This is a genomic window from Pseudomonas sp. GL-B-19 (assembly GCF_019956415.1).
In the GTDB taxonomy this organism is placed as follows: domain Bacteria; phylum Pseudomonadota; class Gammaproteobacteria; order Pseudomonadales; family Pseudomonadaceae; genus Aquipseudomonas.
This window is the reverse complement of record NZ_JAHBDK010000086.1, coordinates 150,713-168,573: the sequence shown is the minus strand read 5'-3', so window position 1 is coordinate 168,573 and position 17,861 is coordinate 150,713. Positions and strand designations below refer to the sequence as shown.

Sequence of the window (17,861 nt, the reverse complement as noted above, 5' to 3'; positions counted from 1 at the left end):
CCCAAGCGAATAAGCCTTGTCACAACGAAATAAAGATTGTCACGGTTGCTTCCCTACGTCGGGGAAGCAACCGCAATCATTATTGAGGTCCACAATCTGTAGTCAGGTTGTGACACTACTCCGATGCAACCTACGCTGCGACGCAACAGCATGGGGTTCCCCTCTCTTCCAGCGTTTCCCTCCCATGGCACCTGATACAGAATTCGTCGGAGCCCCTGAGCCCCTGATGCAACCTTTGGATCTTGGCGCTTCCTTTTGCGCATGCTAGCGGCTGCTATACTTCTTTCGGGTTGCATGAAGTGACTGCAAATCTCAGTTAAAGGCTGCAGGACAGAGGAGGTCTACGGCAAACGCGAAATGGGAGGTGTGGCATGAATCGACACTATTACATCAGTGACAATCTTGACGATCTCGAAGCCGTTGAAAATGAATTGGAGGCCAGTGGCATCAATTCCGAACAGATTCATGTGCTTAGTGAAAAAATTGCTGATGTTGAACAACATCACCTCCACGAGGTGAACTCGTTAATGGAACAAGATGCTGTTCACTCTGGTGAGATTGGTGCGGTGGTCGGTGTGCCACTCGCAGCGCTGGTCTTGGGTGTCGCCTATTGGCTGGGCTGGACCGAATCCGCCGCAGGCTGGATGCCTTTTATCTTCCTTGCCATTGTTATTTTGGGCTTCTGCATCTGGGAAGGCGGTTTTTTTGGGTTCCAGGTGCCGAACACTCACTTCCGCAGTTTTAAACAGGTGGTAGAGGAAGGAAAACATATCTTCTTCGTGGATGTTGATCCGAATCAAGAATCGGTATTGGACCGGGTAATCGAACATCATCCAACGCTGAAGATCGCCGGCACGGGAACGGCAGCCCCTCACTGGACAGTAGCCTGGCAGCACAAATGGCATCAGTTCAAGCGAGTAATATCGGGTTAGCCCCTGGAGACTCAAGGCCATCCGGAAGCTGTTTATTGGCCGAAGAAAATGACTCGGCTGAGGAAAACATAGTCCGCCTCGGTGGCCATCAGTCCCACGAGTACCAGCAAACACAAAGGTGGCACCAATATGGCGTAGACCATGGCCAACCGCTCCCAGGCCATATGCATGAAGATGGAGACAATTAAACCTGCCTTCAACAACATGAAAGTAATAATCAGGGACCACCGAAGGTAACCATGGAAGTGGAAATAGTCGACAAGGTACGACAGCGTGCTGAGGACGAATAACAGCCCCCAGATTTTAAGGTACAAACTGATTGGATGTTGCTGACCCTGAGCATGTGCCATCACCGGTGCTCCTCTACCATAAATAGAAGAAAGCAAAAATAAACACCCACACCAAATCCACGAAGTGCCAATAAAGCCCGGCTATCTCGACGTTCTGATAGTTTCCGGAGCGCTCATAATCTCCCCGCGATACTTTCAGAGCCACAATGCTCAGGTAGATGGCGCCGATTGACACATGCAGTCCGTGGAAACCGGTAATCATGAAAAAGCTGGCACCAAATTGCGCCGCCCCCATGGGGTTCCCCCAGGGACGCACTCCTTCTGCGATGAGTTTGCTCCATTCAAATGCCTGCATGCTGACGAAGGTCACACCCAAGGCGGCGGTCGCCAGCATCAGGGCAGTGGTTTTCGCGCGATCACGGCGATAGGCGAAATTAACGGCCATGGCCATGGTGCCGCTGCTACTGATCAGCACAAAGGTCATGATGGCGATCAGAATAAGTGGGATTTCTCTACCGCCGATCGTCAATGCGAACACTTCACTGGGGTTCGGCCAGGCCGTGGTGATGGTCATGCGTACCGACATGTAGCCGGTTAAAAAACAGCTGAATATAAAAGTATCGCTGAGCAGGAATATCCACATCATCGCCTTGCCCCAGGGGACCTGCTTGAAGGCCTCTTTATCCGAGGACCAGTCGCTGGCGATGCCCTGCCATCCTGGTGCAGGCGTTGAGTCTGGTGGATTGGATGAACTGGATTCGACTGGGGCTTGTGGGTGCGATGCCATGGCTTTTCACCTCAGGCCGCAGAATCTGGCGATGGCTTCATAGGTTTGTGGCGTGCTGGCCAGTAAAGCGAATAGCACGAACCAAAGACCGAGTAAGTAGTGCCAATAGGTGGCACAGAGCTCTACGCTGACGCTGAGTTGCGGCAACGGCACGCGATGCAGAAATTTAGCAACGATTATGCCCCAGGCTATCAACCCGCCCAGCAGGTGGAGCCCATGCAGCCCGGTCAACAGGTAGAAGAAACTGTTGGCCGGATTGCTGGCGACAAAATAGCCCCAGGCGACAAACTGCTGCCAGACCCAGAGTTGTCCCGTCAGAAAGGCAATGGCAAACACGCCCCCCAACGCAAAACCAATGACCGTTGCGCCCAGTTGCGCCTGTCGGGCGGCCATACGCGACCACTGCAGTGCAATGCAACTGAACACCAAAAAAGCCGAATTCAGCCATAACTGCCAGAGATTGGCTAACGGCGCCAAGGGCTCTGTCAGGGGCAGCCAGTCGGCCATTTGTGAGCGGGCAATAAAGGCGATCAGGAAGAGAAAGAATAACGAACTCACCACGACCAGAAATAAGCGCAGGCCCACTCTTGCGGTTTGATTTCTATCGGCCCCCTCAGCGGACTGAACATCCCCAGGATCGCGACTCCAGCTGCCGCCGGGGTCAGCGCCATCGGCGTTTCTCAATAGCAACCTGCTCATGTTTTAACGTCCGCTATCTTGGTTCCGGCACTCAGTTGCCGCATGTGCTCCAGCTCCTCGGCGGAGACCGTTTGCGGAACGAAATCCTGTTCTATCCCCGGCACACTGTAGTCATAGGCCCAGCGATGCACGACCGGCAGCTTTGCTCCCCAGTTACCGTGGATCGGCGGGGTATTCGGCGTTTGCCATTCCAGACTGGCCGCGCCCCAGGGATTACTGCCTGCGGGCTTGCCCTTAAATGCACTCCAGGCCAGGTTGAACACAAACAGCAGCTGGGAAACGCCAACGGTCAATGCGACCACCGTAATGAAGGCATTCAAATCTTGCGCCGACTGCGGGATGAACGCGTAGTTTTCATAGGCGTAGTAACGGCGTGGCATGCCCTGGAATCCCAGGTAGTGCATGGGGAAGAAGATGGCGTAGGTGCCCAGAAAGGTAATCCAGAAATGCAGCTTGCCCAGGGTGTCGTTAAACATGCGCCCGGTTACTTTCGGGAACCAGTGATAAATGCCGCCGAACACCACCAGTACCGGTGCAACCCCCATGACCATATGAAAATGGGCTACGACGAAATAGGTGTCCGAGAGTGGAATATCCACGATCACATTGCCGAGAAACAACCCGGTCAGACCGCCGACCAGGAAGGTGACAATAAAGGCCAGGGCAAACAGCATCGGCACGGTCAGATGGATATCGCCCCGCCACAGGGTCAGCACCCAGTTGTAGACTTTCAGTGCGGTTGGCACCGCGATGATCAAGGTGGTGACGGCGAAGAAAAAGCCAAAGTACGGGTTCATTCCGCTGACATACATATGGTGCGCCCAGACTACAAAGCTGAGTACACCGATCGCAATAATGGCCCACACCATCATTCGGTAGCCGAAGATATTTTTACGCGCATGCGTGCTGATCAAGTCGGAGACCAAACCAAACGCAGGGAGAGCAACGATGTAGACCTCCGGGTGGCCGAAGAACCAGAACAGGTGCTGGAATAATATTGGGCTGCCACCCTGGTGATCGAGCTGCTGCCCCAGCGAGATCATCGCCGGCATAAAGAAGCTGGTGCCCAACAGCTTGTCAAACAGCATCATGACCGCACTGACAAATAACGCCGGGAAAGCCAACAAGGCCATAATCGAGGCCATGAAAATTCCCCATACGGAGAGCGGCATGCGAAACAATGTCATGCCGTGCGTGCGCGCCTGCAACACCGTGGTTACGTAGTTCAACCCGCCCATGGTGGCTGCGACAATAAAAATCGCCAGTGAGACGAGCATCAGGACGATGCCCCACTCGACCCCTGGTGTTCCCTGAGAAATGGACTGTGGCGGATAGAGCGTCCAGCCCGCCCCGGTGGGGCCGCCCGGGACAAAGAAACTGGAGAGCAACACCACTACCGCTAGCAGGTAGAACCAGTAACTCAGCATGTTGACATAGGGGAAGACCATGTCGCGGGCGCCCACCATCAGCGGGATCAGATAGTTGCCGAAGCCACCCAGAAACAAGGCCGTCAGCAAGTAAATGACCATGATCATGCCGTGCATGGTCATCGCCTGATAGTAAGCACTGGCATCCATGAACGCCAAACTACCGGGAAAGCCTATCTGCATGCGCATCAAGTCGGACAACACCACGGCGATAAGACCCACGAACAGAGCCGTCAAGGAATATTGAACAGCTATGACCTTGTGGTCCTGACTCCAGATATATTTGGTCAGGAAGCTTTTAGGCTCGTGCAGTGCTTCTGTTTCGGCTTGCTCCGCATAGGCCATCACGTCATCCTCCTGTCGAAGTTTCGGTGCATTCCTGGCTGCTTTACGGCTACTTCCCTGGCTCCGCCTTGCTCGCATCGGCGTCGGTATTCGCTTTGGATTTGATAAAAGCGATCAGTGCGTTCAACTCCTGATCACTCGGAGCAAAGGCCGGCATGACGGGTGCATAGCCTTTGACGATTTTGGCGCTGGGATTAAGAATCGAATCCTTTATATAGCCCTCATCGACCTTGATACTCGTACCGTCGGCTAGGGTTTCTGTCTTGCCATACACGCCCTGCCAGCTGGGGCCGACACCCTTGCTGCCATCGACACTGTGGCAGGCCAGACAGCCGAGCGACCCGGCCAGCCGCTGCCCCTGCGTCGCCAAGTCGTCACCTGGGCCCGACGCGTCGCTGGCAGAAGGTTCATTGTCTTGCCGCGCAGCACCCAGCGATTTGATCAGGGCGACGAGAGCACCCAGTTCATCGTCATTGAGAGTATAGGCCACCATTATCGGCGGGTAGCCCTGTACCAGTCGGGCCTTCGGATCGAGGATCGACTCTTTCAGGTAGGCCTCATCGACCAGCACACTGGTGCCATCGGCAAGCTGTTCAGTGCGGCCGTACAATCCCTTCCATCCCGGGCCGAGACTGTTATTGCCATCCTGACTATGGCAGGCACCGCAGCCGTATTTTTCGACCAACAGGCGACCTTTTTCCAGCATGCTGTCCCGACTGGGTTTGGCAGCTGTCGTTAATGTCTGGGCAAAAGTCGGTTGGCTGTTCAGCCATTGATCGAAGGCGCCTTGCTCTTCCACGATCATATGGCCGCGCATGTTGTAATGACCTACGCCACAATATTCAGCGCAAAGGGTTTCATATTTTCCGGTTTTAGTCGGCGTAAACCAAAAGTACGACACCATCCCTGGCACCATGTCCATCTTGCTGCGAATTTGCGGTACATAAAAATCGTGCAGAACATCTTTAGAGCGCAATAAAACTTTCACCGGCCGATTGAGCGGAAGGCGAACTTCATTATTTAATACAAGCACATCGTCTTGCCCTACAGGATCCTTGGGATCAAGGCCGAGGGGATTGGCAGGAGCAATAAACTTAATATCCGATCTGCCCAGCTTTCCGTCTTGACCGGGAAAACGAAAGGCCCACTGCCACTGCTGGGCGACCACTTCAAGTTCGTAAGCATTTTTCGGCACCCGGATGAAATCGTTGTAAACAACCAGACCTGGCGCCAACATCCCGGCAATACCCACTGAGGTAACGATAATTAACCATACTTCCAACTTTTTATTTTCTGGCTGGTAAGCCGCCCTGGAACCCTCCTTGTGACGATACCGCATCACGGCTACCGCCATAAATACCGTGATGGCGATGAAAAATATTCCGCTAATGATCAGGGTGATGAAGAGGGTGGTGTCTATTGACCCCCAGTTGGAAGCTGCCGGTGTCGCCTGCCACGGCGCTAGTATATGAAACAGCACTGATGCAATAACGATTAGTATCAAGACAATTGCTATTGCCATTTTCTCTTCATCCTATTCCTGTTGCTCAGTGGTGATGCAAAAGCATCGCCACTGACGTCCAAGCAGGGCAGACAAGTACCATCCATTGCGACGGTAAAATCAGCCAGAAGTATAGTGCATGGACGGAACAGGCGCTTTTTCTGAGAAACGGCTGACCAATATTCCAATTCGAACATTACGTTAATTGTTTAAAGCTATTCGCTACATGCAACTATAGATATTCAGCATCACGTCTCTCGGGACTAGATGGGCATAGATCAGTCAACATGATTGGAAAAACGCTGAAAAACATCCCATCACATGAGTTTTTCCGATGAAGCAGATGACCTTCTGCCGACGCGGTTACAGCAAGCGAGGCCCGGTCGCCAGCTATACTCACTTCCGATGACGGATGGCAGAACTGGCCAGAAGCGGATGTCATTGAGAAGAGAACAGAACTACAGAGTCCAGCAGTCCACAATGGAGGTTTCGTCATGAGTGCCCTGACGATCGACGGGTGGTGCAAAACCAGCCGCGACCAAAAATCCACCCCCGTGGGTGAAATCCATTTTTACGTCGATGTCCCCCTCCGTCAGCGCCTGGAGCAAGCTGAAGAACGCCTGCAGAAGTCACATGAGCGTGAAGTCATGGTCGATGTCGACATGGCTACATTGGATTTGATCGTGCCAGAGGGATATGGCCCCTTGTCCGACTGCCAAATGCGCGTCTACTTGCACCTCGAGCGCGGTCAGTACCATTTGGTCGGGCATCGAGCGAGCGATGGAAGCTTGATCTATACCAACGCGGTTTTGATTGATCAGCAGCTTTAGAAACCACTTCGTGATATTAAAAATCGCAGCCTACAGCTGCGATTTTTTTATCTGAATAAAGGACATGCCCCATGGACCGATTCCAGGAAATGCAGGTCTTCGCCGCCGTGGCCCAGGAACAAGGTTTCTCGGCGGCGGCGCGGCGTTTGGGGATGTCGGCGGCCAGTGTCACCCGGGCGGTGGCAGCGCTGGAGAAACGCATTGGCACTCTGTTGCTGACGCGTACTACCCGCAGCGTGCATTTGAGCGAGGCGGGGCAGCGTTATTTGGAGGATTGTCGGAGGATTCTTGCCGAACTGCAGGAAGCGGAGGATTCGGCCGCCGGCAGTCATGCCCAGCCCCGCGGGCAACTGACGATCACCGCGCCGGTGTTGTTCGGTGAGTTGTTTGTCACACCGGTGATGGTCGGTTATCTCTCTCAATTTCCTGAAGTCAGCATCAATGCCTTACTGGTTGACCGGGTTGTGAGCATGGTCGAGGAGGGCATTGATGTGGCGGTGCGCATCGGTGAGTTGCCTGACAGCAATCAACATGCGATTCGAGTGGGTGAGGTGCGGCGGGTGGTTTGTGCTTCCCCGACGTTTTTGGCGGCCCGTGGCAGGCCACGGCACCCAAACGAGCTCACTGCTGCCCCGATCGTTGCAACGTCGTCCATTGGGCAGCAAAGAACCTGGCCATTCCTTGAAGGGGGCGAGCCGCTGAATGTACGTCCGGAACCGCGTCTGGTGGTCACCGCCAATCAGGCGGCCATCATGGCGGCATGCATGGGTTTGGGATTCACTCGGGTCCTGTCTTATCAAGTGGCCAGCAACGTTGCCGCCGGTGAATTGGAAATCGTGCTGGCTGACTTCGAGCTACCTGCGTTACCCATTCATGTGGTCTACCAGGGTGGCCGCAAGGCGCCGGTGCGAGTCCGCAGTTTTGTCGATTTCGCCGTGACAACATTAAGAGAACATCCGTCGCTGCGCGGTTAATGGGTTATTGCGCTGAATGAAATAATGGATTGCGTTTACTGGTTATTCTGTTGTTTTGGTTGTGGGTGGAAGATGGCGTCCATCGGTGCTGATCCTTCCTGAACGGCGCCACCACCCAGCGGAGTCGACCATGCAAGCGATCAAACTCTACAACTTCCCTCGTTCCGGCCATGCTCACCGTGTGGAGCTGATGCTGTCGCTGCTGCAACTGCCGACCGAGCTGATCTTTGTCGATTTGGCTAAGGGCGAGCACAAGCAACCGGACTTTCTGGCACTCAATTCGTTCGGTCAGGTGCCCGTCATTGATGATCAAGGCGTGGTGCTGGCCGACTCCAATGCGATCCTGGTTTATCTGGCTCAGAAATATGGAAACGGTCGCTGGCTGCCGGCTGATCCAGTCGGAGCAGCCAAGGTTCAGCGGTGGTTGTCCGTTGCCGCCGGGCCAATTGCCTTTGGCCCGGCCAGGGCGCGGGTGATCACGGTGTTTGGTGGGCCTTACAACGCTGAAGAGGTCATCGCTTATTCCCATACCGTGCTCAAAGTGATCAATCAAGAACTGGCTGCAACGCCGTACCTGGCGGGCGCCGAGCCAACCATCGCCGATGTGGCCGCCTACAGCTACATCGCCCATGCGCCGGAAGGCAATGTCTCGTTGGACGACTACGCCAACATCCGCGCCTGGCTGGCGCGGGTTGAAGCCTTGCCTGGTTTTGTCGGCATGCCGCGTACCGTGGCCGGTTTGCAAAAAACTGCCTGATGCTCACGGCCCGACCTGCTCGGGCTGTTCACTGTGCGCAATAGGCGTAGGGGAAAACCGTTATGGAACATTCACCTTGGCACACCGGCGAGAAACAGCTGCAAGCTCATGTGGGTGTTGCCGAGCGAATGGAGGCGTTCGGTCGCAGGGTGATTCGCAGTCAGATGCCGGATCAGCACCGCACGTTCTATCAACAACTGCCGTTCATGCTGTACGGCGCCGTAGATGCCGATGGCAACCCTTGGGCCAGCATTCTTGAAGGGCCGCCGGGCTTCGCTCATTCTCCCGACCCTTCACTGTTGCAGTTCGACTGTTTGCCGAGTGCCGATGACCCCGCGCAACTGCAAGACGGTGCCGCCATCGGTCTGCTCGGTATCGAACTGCACACCCGACGTCGCAACCGCCTCAATGGTCGAGTCGACGCGGTGACGGCCGGCGGATTCGGCGTGACGGTGGAGCAATCATTCGGCAACTGCCCCCAATACATTCAATTGCGCCAGTTTCGCTCGGTGCCATTGGCGGACCCCGCGAGCCGCGTTGCACAGCACCTGAATGAACTGGATGACGCGGCCAGAGCCATGATCGTCGAGACGGATACGTTCTTTGTCGCCAGCTACGTGGACGTCGATGGTCAGCGTTCGGTGGATGTTTCTCACCGGGGCGGGCAGGCCGGTTTCGTACAGGTAGAGGGCAATCGCCTGACCATTCCGGACTTCGCCGGCAACCTGCATTTCAACACGCTGGGCAATCTGCTGATCAATCCTCGCGCTGGTTTGTTGTTCATCGATTTCAATTCAGGTGACCTGCTGCACCTCTGTGGGCGCACCGAGATCATCCTCGACGGCCCGCAAATCGAAGCCTTTCAAGGCGCCGAGCGGCTGTGGACCTTCGAGGTCGAGCGCGTGGTGCGTCGGCCTGCGGCGCTGGCCTTGCGCTGGCGCTTCGACGGCATGTCGCCCACCAGCCTGCTGACCGGCACTTGGACGCAGGCCTCCGCGCGTTTGCAAGCCAAGGCCTTGGGTGATTGCTGGCGGCCGCTGCGGGTAGTGCGTATCGAATCGGAAAGCCAAAACATCCGTTCGATTTATCTGGAGCCCACCGATGGCGCCGGGTTGCCGGTGTTTCAGGCCGGGCAGCATTTGCCCCTGCGATTCAACATTGCCGGTGATGTGCATATCCGCACGTATAGCCTGTCGAGCGCGCCGTCTGATGATTTTTTCCGTATCAGCGTGAAGCGTGACGGGTTGGTGTCATCGCATCTGCATGAGCGGATTCGTGTCGGTGATGTTCTGGAGGCCCGTGCGCCTCAAGGGCATTTCACGGTGGCACCTCATGAGCGGCGCCCGCTGGTGTTGCTGGCCGCGGGCGTGGGCATTACGCCGCTGCTGTCGATGGTGCGCGAAGTGGTTTATCAAGGCCTGCGCACGCGAAGCATCCGCCCGACCTGGTTCTTCCAGAGTTCGCGAGCCTTGGCCGATCAACCGTTTCGCTCGGAACTGAACCGCTTGCTCGACGGGCTCGGCGACGCGGTGCGCGTCCTGCGTTTGCTCAGTCAGCCGGAGCCCGATGCGCGTGAAGGCGAAGAGTTTGACCTGACCGGGCGGATCGACGCCGACCTGCTCAAGACCATGCTCGAGGTGGAAGACTACGATCAGCTGGATTTTGTCCTCTGCGGTCCAGGCAGTTTTACCCAGGCGATGTACGACAGCCTGCGTGAGATGGACATCCGTGATTCGAGGATTCACGCCGAGACCTTTGGCCCGTCAACGTTGCGCCGGATACCCGACCCGGATGCCGTGGTCATCGAGCAACCACCGGCCGCCACGACATCGGTGGCGGTCGTGTTCGAGCGCTCGGCCAAAGAAGCGCGCTGGAAGCCCGATAGCGGGAGTTTGCTGGAGTTGGCCGAAAGCCGTGGTTTGCGCCCGGAGTTCAGTTGCCGCGGCGGATCCTGCGGGACCTGCAAAACCCGTCTGATCAGCGGTGCGGTGAGTTATCCACAGGTACCGGCAGAAGTGCCCGGCGCAGGAGAAGTGCTGATTTGTTGTGCGGTGCCGGCGCAGGGTTCGCAGCCGTTGGTGCTGGATCTGTGACGCAGGACTTGTGGGTGAACCCATGTGGGAGCGAGCCTGCTCGCGAAGGCTTTCTGACATTCAACTTTTATGTCGACTGACACACCGCTTTCGCGAGCAGGCTCGCTCCCACAAAGAAGCAGTTATGCGTAGGACAGGTATTTTTCTTCCAGCAGTTCTTCGTACAACTCTGTCCACTTGCGGCCCATTTCGTCCGCCGTGAATAATTTCCGATAACGCGCCTCAGCCTTCACGCCCATTTGCGCCGCGCGCGTCGGGTTTTCCCACAGCGTGCGCATTGCTTCACGGAAGGCCTGTGGATTACTTGGAGGAACCACCAGCCCGGTTTCGTTGTGAATGTTGATGTAACTGGTGCCGGTGCCGATCTCGCTGGAGATCATCGGTTTGCCATACATCGCGCCTTCCAGCAGCGAAATACCGAACGCTTCTGAGCGCAGGTGCGACGGGAACACGATGGCGTAGCTCAGTTGCAGCAGCGCCACTTTGTCTTCGTCGCCCAGGCGTCCGAGGAAGTGAATATTGCGCAAACCCAAAGCTGCCGCCTGGGCGTGAAGTTCCGCTTCCAGTGGGCCGGCACCGACAATCACCGTGGGGTAATCCAGGTCCTTCAAGGCGTCGAGCAGGATGTGCAAACCTTTGTAGTAACGCATCACCCCTACAAACAGAAAAAACTTATCCCCAAGCTTCTGCCGCCAGTGGGCCATGCGCTCGCTGTCGGGCTGTGGATAACCTGCCTTGTTCAGGCCGTAGGGAATCACGCGGGTCTTGTCCTGAAACTGCTGAAGCACATCGCTGGTGTGCAAGTAGTTGGGGGATGCTGCGACGATCCGGTCGGCGCTGGCCAGAAAGCGGTTCATCAGCGGCCGGTAGAGTTTGAGCAGGTGTTTCTGGCGAATGATGTCCGAGTGGTAGGTCACCACGCTCGGTTTATTCACGCCGCTGGCGAAATGCACCAGGTCCATGAAGGGCCATGGAAAGTGATAATTGACCACGTCGGCTTCGGCCGCCAACTCGCGAAACTGTTTGAAGACGCTCCAGGAGAACCCCGTGGAGGCGAACTGAATGTCGAGTCTGGCCCGATGAACTTCGTGATGGCCAAGCTGAACCACCGGCGGGGCAGGATCGGCACTGAGTGTCAGCACCTGGCCTTCAACGCCGTGCTGGGCTCCGCTTTCGCACAACTGGAAAATAACTTGCTCGATCCCGCCGACCGAGTCAGGCAGGTACGTCTTGAAAAAATGAAGAACTCGCATTCAACCTCCCATAGCCTGGCGGTAGGCGCGGGCCGTAACCTGCGCACAGCGTTCCCAGGTAAAAAGCCTTGCTTGATGTAATCCGGCTTCTCGGCATACCTGCCAATGCGCTTGATCATCGATCAGACGGCTCATTGCATCGCGTAAGCCGTCGGGTTCGTCCGTTTCAACATAGTTGCCCGCAACGCCTGCCACTTCGGGCATGGCCGAACGTCGAGTCAGAATGACCGGCGTGCCGCTGGCCATGGCCTCCAGCACCGGCAGGCCAAAGCCTTCATAGAGCGACGGAAAAATCAGCGCCCGAGCGCCGGCCAACAGTTGTGCCACTTGTTCGTCGGGCAGATAGCCCAGCAAACAGACGTGACCGCAGGCCAAAGCCTGATGCAGTTCTTCACTGAACTGCTCGCGCTGCCAGCCGGCCATGCCGACGATCAGTAGTGGAAAACGCTGACGGACCGATTCAGGCAGTCGGGCGTGGGCGCGCAGGGCCAAGGTCAGATTCTTGCGCGGCTCCAGGGTGCCGACGCAGAGGAAGTATTCCCGCGGCTCGACGCCATGGGCCTTGAGGACGGCGTCGATGGCCTCAGGAGCCCGTGGGTGGAAACGCGCGGCTACGCCCAGTGGAGCAACGACAAAGCGTTCGGCCGGTAGCCCGAAATGCGCCTGAGCTTCATCAGCAATGTACTGCGAGTCGGTGAGAATCAGGCTCGCCTGGCGCACGCCGTCGGCCAGCCGCCGTTCGATTTCTCGCAAGCGCGCGGGCGGCTGTGTGTCGGGGTAGTGCAGATGTGTCAGGTCATGCAGGGTGATGACCGTCGGGCCGTCGAACGACAGCGGCCACAAGCTCGGTTCGTGGTAGAGGTCGATGGATTGCGCGCGACCTTGATCGAAGCGTTTCTGCTCCAGCCAGCGCCGGGCCTGATAGGCCCCCGGAATTTGCCGCAGCAGCGGCGTCAGTCGGGAATAACCGGGCATGGCCGCTTCAGGCAGCACGGAGCTCCAACCCCAGCCATGAAACAGCGCCAGTTCAACATCGGGCTCACTCGCAAGAGCGTTCGCCAGTTCGGCGACGTAGTGGCCGATGCCGGTACGCGGCGCCTGGAGGATCCGGGCATTAAGGGCAATTCGCATATTGCCTCTCTGGCATGACCGGCGCTTGTTCAAGATTGCGCAGGGTTCGTTCGGCCAATTGCGCACTGGCTTCACGCCAGACGATCCAGCGCCAGTCGGCTACGTCGCGGGTCGCCGGGAACTGACCGCTACGCTCGAAACGGACGACCAGGTCAGCCAGGCTTTGTGGCTCGGCCAGATCGAAGTACGCCATGAACTCGCCGCCGATTTCGCGAAAGACCGGAATATCGCTACCCATGGCCGGCAATCCACGCTGCATGGCTTCCACCAGTGGCAGGCCGAAGCCTTCGACATAGGACGGAAACACCAGTGAGCTGGCGTGGCTATAGGCATGTTCGAGGCTGGTATCGCTCAGGTCGTTGAACATGAACAGACGCTGGTTCAGTTGCGGGTGATTGCGTACCCGGGCGAGCAGTGCGTCGCACTTCCAGCCGATTCGACCGGCAATGCACAGCCGGGCGTTGGAGCCCGCCGCCCAAGCGAGCTCAAAGGCGTCCAGCAGGTAGTCGTGGTTCTTGCGCGGCTCGATGGTACTGACCATCAAAAACACCGGTTCCGGCGTCTGAAACAGTCGTGCAAGGCTCGGTTCCACAGCAGCGGTGGCTTCGCTCAGGTCGAGCTCGGAACCGAGGTGGAAATAATCGAACCACAACTCATTGGCCTTGGCAGAACCCAGACGGTGCTGCAATTCCTCGCGGACCTGATCGCGCACCGTGGCAGAAATCGCCACGTAGCCATCGGCGGTTTTCGTGATCCAGTCGAACCATTCGTTGAAAACCTGCACCAACCGGTTGTCGTAGAACTGCGGGTGAGTAAGGGGAATGAGGTCGTAGATGACTGCAACGATGCCCACGCCTTCACGTTTGAGCTGTTCGGCAAACGGGAAAAAATCGGTATGCCAGGACGAGTCCAGCAGTACCAATTGATCCCCCGGCTGGTGCTGCAACGGCGTGCAGCGTTTGGGCAGCTGATATTGGTTGATGCCTTCGATCACCCGCAGCGGAATGCTGAAGCAGGTGACCGCCGTTACCCGGTAGGCCACGTGCAGCAAACGCTTGATCACTCGCGAGTTGCTGCGATTGTGCAGGCGTTGATGCAGTTGCCAGAAACGGTGAGCCAATCGCCCCAGTCGTCCACCAAAGATCATCATGTGATCGAAAAACGGGATGTTCAGTGCGCCGAGCTTCAGCACTCGATAGAGTTTGCCTTTGAGCATCACGACCGGAATGCACTCAACCCCGTCCACACTTTCCGGCAGCTGATTGATGACGTTGCGCACCACGCGCTGAATGCCCGAATTGACCTTGGGGTGTTGAAACACGTGGGTGCATTCCACCAGCAGACGCGTCATGGCGTGCTCTCCGAGGTGATCGGCGTGTTCGCGCGAGTGATGGTGGTTTTCGCTCCCAGCCACGAGCAACCGACAAAGTCTTCGTGCCGGTTATTAATCACATGGAATACCAACCCGTAGTCGCGCCACTCGAAATTGCGGTCCAGGTGCGAATCCAGCCGAGACAGGCTCAGCGCCACGGAATAGTTGCCCTTGCCCAGGCCCATGACGAAAGCAAAGCGGTAGGTCACGCGCTCGCCGGCCTGCAGGTCGGTCAGAGCCTTGTCTTGACGATGGGTATTGATGCCGTACATGGCTTGGCCCAGGCGATCCTTGATCATGAAACCCAGCACCAGCCGTTCGATGTCCTGGCGGACTTCAACCTTTACCTCCAGCACCACTGGCTGACCGACTTCGGCGGCGTCGATGGATCGGTCGTTTTCGTCCAGCAGGCGCACGCTGAGAATCCCGGCTTCACCGGTACCGGAAATGGTGCTGACTTGACCACCAGAGAGCGCTTCCTGACGCACGGTCTGGCCTTCACGCTCGGCGAGCAGGGCGTTGTAGTAATCCATGACGGCTTCAGGTGTGCCGTGCATGGCCATGCGACCCTTTTCAAGGAGGATCGCCGAGTCGCAGATCGACTGAATGGCGGAGCGATCATGGGACACGATCAGCAGGGTGGTGCCGGCTTTGCGAAAGCTGCGGATACGATCGAAACTTTTGTGTTGAAAGTAGGCGTCGCCCACTGAGAGCGCTTCGTCGACGATCAGGATATCCGGGCGTCGGGCGGTGGCCACGCTGAATGCCAGGCGCATCTGCATGCCACTGGAATAGGTGCGCACCGGGTGATCGATGGCGTCGCCGATTTCCGCGAAACGTTCGATCTCGGGCATCAACGCTTCAATTTCTTCGACGTGCATGCCCAGCAGTTGCCCGGCCATGATCGCGTTCTGCCGGCCGGTGAAGTCTGCGTGAAAGCCCATGCCCAGTTCCAGCAGGGCGGCGACGCGGCCTTCGAGCTGGATGTTGCCGCAGGTGGGTTGGGTAGTACCGGTGATCATTTTCAGCAGGGTGCTTTTGCCGGCACCATTGACCCCGACGATGCCCACCGCTTCACCGGGGGCGATCTCGAATGCCACGTCTTGCAGCACCCAGTGGGGATGATGGCGAATCGGTGAAAACGGAATCAGCCATTCGGCCAGCCGACTCCACCGCGTTGGGTATTGTTTGTAGGCCTTGCCCAGGCCGGTGACGCGTATGTGCCCCATCAGAGTTCATCCACCATTTCACCGACCCGCTGACGGAACAACCGCAGCCCGATCACGCAGAACACCACGCCGCTGACGAAGATGGGCAGTAGCGAACTCCAGACCGGCCATTGGCCGTAAAGAAACACGTTCTGATAGCTGGTGATCAGGTTGGTCAGGGGGTTGAGTTGCAGCAGACGTTGTACCCATTCCGGCAGGATGCTCATCGGGTACACAATCGGCGTCAGCCAGAACCAGAATTGCATACAGATAGCGAAGAATTGTCCGACATCGCGGAAGAACACGTTCATTACGCCAAGAATCATCCCTAATCCGGCACAAAACATGATTTGCAACGCCAACAGCGGCAGCAAGGCCAACAAGGCCATGCCCGGAAAACGTCCGGTGATCAGCAGAAAGCCGAGGAACAAGCCGATGATGATCGCGAAGTTGATACCGGCATTGAACAGCACGATCACCGGCAGGCAGATCCGCGGGAAGCTGATTTTTTTCAGCAGGTTGGCGTTATCCAGAAACATGTTCTGGCTGCGCAAAGTGATTTCGGCGAACAGCCCCCAGGTCAGCAGGCCAGCACAGAGGTAGACGCTGTAGGCCATGCCGTCATCCACGCCCGGTAAACGAGCACGCATGATGTGGGAAAAGATCACGGTGTAGACGACGATCATCGACAGCGGGTTGAGCACGGTCCACAGGGCACCGAACAACGAATTGCGATATCGCGACTGAAACTCTCGCTGGACGCTACCGAGGATAAAACCCCGATAGCCCCACAGCGAGCGGTACAGAGAAAGCAGCATTCAAACCGTCCTGCCGTAATGGTCTTCGAAGCGGACGATATCGTCCTCCCCCAGGTATTCGCCGCTTTGCACTTCGATGATCACCAGGTCGATCACGCCGGGGTTTTCCAGGCGATGTTTGTGACCGGCGGCAATGAACGTTGATTCGTTCTTGGCCACCAGGTGGGTGCCGGTACCGTTGTTGGTCACCTTGGCCATGCCTTCGACCACCACCCAATGTTCATTGCGATGGTGGTGCATTTGCAGCGACAACTTACCACCGGGTTTGACCACGATGCGTTTGATTTTGAAGCGCGGGCCTTCTTCGAGCACGGTGTAGGTGCCCCAAGGTCGGCTGACCGTACGGTGCAGGCGATAGGCTTCGTGCTCTTTGTCCTTGAGCTGCTTGGCCACTCGGCGCACGTCCTGGGCGCGATCAGCGTGGGCCACCAACACTGCATCGGCGGTGTCGATGATGATCAGGTTATCCACACCCACAGCCGCCACCAGACGGTCTTCGCTCTGGATAAAGTTGTTGTGACTGTCGATGAACACCGCGTCGCCGCTGGCGCGGTTGTTTTGTGCATCAGCCGGCACCAGCGCGGCTACCGCGCCCCACGAGCCGATGTCGCTCCAGTCGAAAGCGGCGGGCACCACAACCACCTTGTCGGAGCGCTCCATCAGGGCGTAGTCGATGGAAATGTCAGTCATTTCCGAGAACAACTCCGGGGACAACTCCTGTTGCAGGAACCCGACGGTTTCCACCGGGTTACTGGCCGCCATGCAGGTTTTCGCCTGCTCGAGTAACTCGGGGGCGTGTATTTCCAACTCGGCCAGTACGGCGGCGATCGAGAAGCAGAACATCCCGGAATTCCACAGGAAGTTGCCACTTTCCAGGTAATGCGTCGCGGTTTGCAGGTCGGGTTTTTCGACGAAGCGCTGCACCTTGGCCGCCCCTTTATGGTCCAGCGCTGCGCCGGTTTCGATATAGCCAAATCCGGTTTCCGGAGCGGTCGGCACCACGCCAAACGTCACCAGAAAACCATCTTTGGCCAGATTCACGGCGTGTTCCACGGCGGTCTTCAAGGTATCTACGTTGAGAATCAAATGGTCGGCCGGCATCACCACCATGATCGCTTCGTCGCCGTGCAGGGCTTTCAGCGACAGCGCAGCCGCCGCAATCGCCGGGGCTGTATTGCGACCGGTCGGCTCAAGCAGAAAATGCCCGCGATGGCGACCGAGGTGCGCCTCCTGATAGTGATCCTTGCTCTGGAAGTAGTAGTCGCGATTGGTCACCGTGACGATATCGCCCCAGCCATCGAGCAAACCGGCGGCACGGCGGTAGGTTTTGCCCAACAGCGACTGACCATCGGGCAAGGTCATGAAGGGTTTGGGATGGCCCTCACGGGACACCGGCCACAAGCGAGTACCGGCACCGCCGGAGAGAATCACGGGAATCAGCATG

General features: G+C 57.2%; 16 protein-coding genes. 5 read left to right on the top strand and 11 right to left on the bottom strand.

What is annotated here, in order from left to right; genetic code table 11:
• Nucleotides 1-371: 371 nt before the first annotated feature.
• Complete coding sequence (locus tag KGB06_RS27475) at nt 372-932, top strand: magnesium transporter (RefSeq protein WP_223521362.1); 561 nt, start codon at nt 372-374, stop codon at nt 930-932.
• A 32-nt stretch (nt 933-964) separates the two neighbouring features.
• Here the strand turns inward: KGB06_RS27475 and KGB06_RS27470 are convergent, their stop codons facing one another.
• Genes KGB06_RS27470 through KGB06_RS27450 form a run of 5 tightly spaced genes read right to left on the bottom strand, consistent with a single transcriptional unit; the run spans nt 965 to nt 6,002 of the window.
• Nucleotides 965-1,282, bottom strand: a complete 318-nt coding sequence (locus KGB06_RS27470) for a cytochrome C oxidase subunit IV family protein (RefSeq protein WP_223521360.1) — start codon at nt 1,280-1,282, stop codon at nt 965-967.
• A gap of 13 nt (nt 1,283-1,295) precedes the next feature.
• Nucleotides 1,296-2,009 (bottom strand): heme-copper oxidase subunit III family protein, encoded by a 714-nt coding sequence (locus tag KGB06_RS27465; protein WP_223521358.1) that lies wholly within the window; start codon nt 2,007-2,009, stop codon nt 1,296-1,298.
• 6 nt (nt 2,010-2,015) lie between these two features.
• Nucleotides 2,016-2,708, bottom strand: coding sequence for a cytochrome c oxidase subunit 3 (locus KGB06_RS27460; protein ID WP_223521356.1), 693 nt, complete (start codon nt 2,706-2,708; stop codon nt 2,016-2,018).
• Nucleotides 2,705-4,480 carry a cytochrome c oxidase subunit I gene (ctaD, locus tag KGB06_RS27455; protein ID WP_223521385.1) on the bottom strand — a complete coding sequence of 592 codons (1,776 nt, stop codon included), beginning with the start codon at nt 4,478-4,480 and terminating at the stop codon, nt 2,705-2,707. The genes KGB06_RS27460 and ctaD overlap by 4 nt, the downstream gene beginning before the upstream one ends.
• 49 nt (nt 4,481-4,529) lie before the next feature.
• Entirely contained in the window at nt 4,530-6,002 is a 1,473-nt protein-coding gene (locus tag KGB06_RS27450) for a c-type cytochrome (protein ID WP_223521354.1), read from the bottom strand.
• A 473-nt stretch (nt 6,003-6,475) separates the two neighbouring features.
• Between KGB06_RS27450 and KGB06_RS27445 the strand changes: the two genes are divergently transcribed.
• The 4 genes from KGB06_RS27445 (at nt 6,476) to KGB06_RS27430 (ending at nt 10,635) form a co-directional block, all read left to right on the top strand.
• Nucleotides 6,476-6,811: a hypothetical protein gene (locus KGB06_RS27445; protein ID WP_223521353.1), complete on the top strand. Its 336-nt coding sequence runs from the start codon at nt 6,476-6,478 to the stop codon at nt 6,809-6,811.
• Between the two features lie 71 nt (nt 6,812-6,882).
• Nucleotides 6,883-7,785, top strand: coding sequence for a LysR family transcriptional regulator (locus tag KGB06_RS27440; protein WP_223521351.1), 903 nt, complete (start codon nt 6,883-6,885; stop codon nt 7,783-7,785).
• A gap of 130 nt (nt 7,786-7,915) precedes the next feature.
• Nucleotides 7,916-8,542 (top strand): glutathione S-transferase family protein, encoded by a 627-nt coding sequence (locus KGB06_RS27435; protein WP_223521349.1) that lies wholly within the window; start codon nt 7,916-7,918, stop codon nt 8,540-8,542.
• A 62-nt stretch (nt 8,543-8,604) separates the two neighbouring features.
• Nucleotides 8,605-10,635, top strand: coding sequence for a pyridoxamine 5'-phosphate oxidase family protein (locus KGB06_RS27430; protein ID WP_223521348.1), 2,031 nt, complete (start codon nt 8,605-8,607; stop codon nt 10,633-10,635).
• Between the two features lie 122 nt (nt 10,636-10,757).
• Here KGB06_RS27430 and KGB06_RS27425 read toward each other — a convergent pair whose 3' ends face one another.
• From KGB06_RS27425 to KGB06_RS27400, 6 genes are read right to left on the bottom strand one after another with little or no spacing between them, the layout of a single operon-like run.
• Nucleotides 10,758-11,888 carry a glycosyltransferase family 4 protein gene (locus tag KGB06_RS27425; RefSeq protein ID WP_223521346.1) on the bottom strand — a complete coding sequence of 377 codons (1,131 nt, stop codon included), beginning with the start codon at nt 11,886-11,888 and terminating at the stop codon, nt 10,758-10,760.
• Entirely contained in the window at nt 11,889-13,019 is a 1,131-nt protein-coding gene (locus tag KGB06_RS27420; protein ID WP_223521344.1) for a glycosyltransferase family 4 protein, read from the bottom strand.
• Nucleotides 13,003-14,370, bottom strand: a complete 1,368-nt coding sequence (locus KGB06_RS27415) for a glycosyltransferase family 4 protein (RefSeq protein ID WP_223521342.1) — start codon at nt 14,368-14,370, stop codon at nt 13,003-13,005. Before KGB06_RS27415 ends, KGB06_RS27420 begins: the two co-directional genes overlap by 17 nt.
• Nucleotides 14,367-15,620 carry an ABC transporter ATP-binding protein gene (locus KGB06_RS27410; RefSeq protein ID WP_223521340.1) on the bottom strand — a complete coding sequence of 418 codons (1,254 nt, stop codon included), beginning with the start codon at nt 15,618-15,620 and terminating at the stop codon, nt 14,367-14,369. The genes KGB06_RS27415 and KGB06_RS27410 overlap by 4 nt, the downstream gene beginning before the upstream one ends.
• Nucleotides 15,620-16,417: an ABC transporter permease gene (locus KGB06_RS27405; protein WP_223521339.1), complete on the bottom strand. Its 798-nt coding sequence runs from the start codon at nt 16,415-16,417 to the stop codon at nt 15,620-15,622. Before KGB06_RS27405 ends, KGB06_RS27410 begins: the two co-directional genes overlap by 1 nt.
• The gene (locus tag KGB06_RS27400; RefSeq protein ID WP_223521338.1) at nt 16,418-17,860 is read right to left on the bottom strand and encodes a mannose-1-phosphate guanylyltransferase/mannose-6-phosphate isomerase; all 1,443 of its coding nucleotides are present in this window, start codon (nt 17,858-17,860) and stop codon (nt 16,418-16,420) included. It lies immediately after the preceding gene.
• Between the last annotated feature and the right edge of the window lies 1 nt (nt 17,861).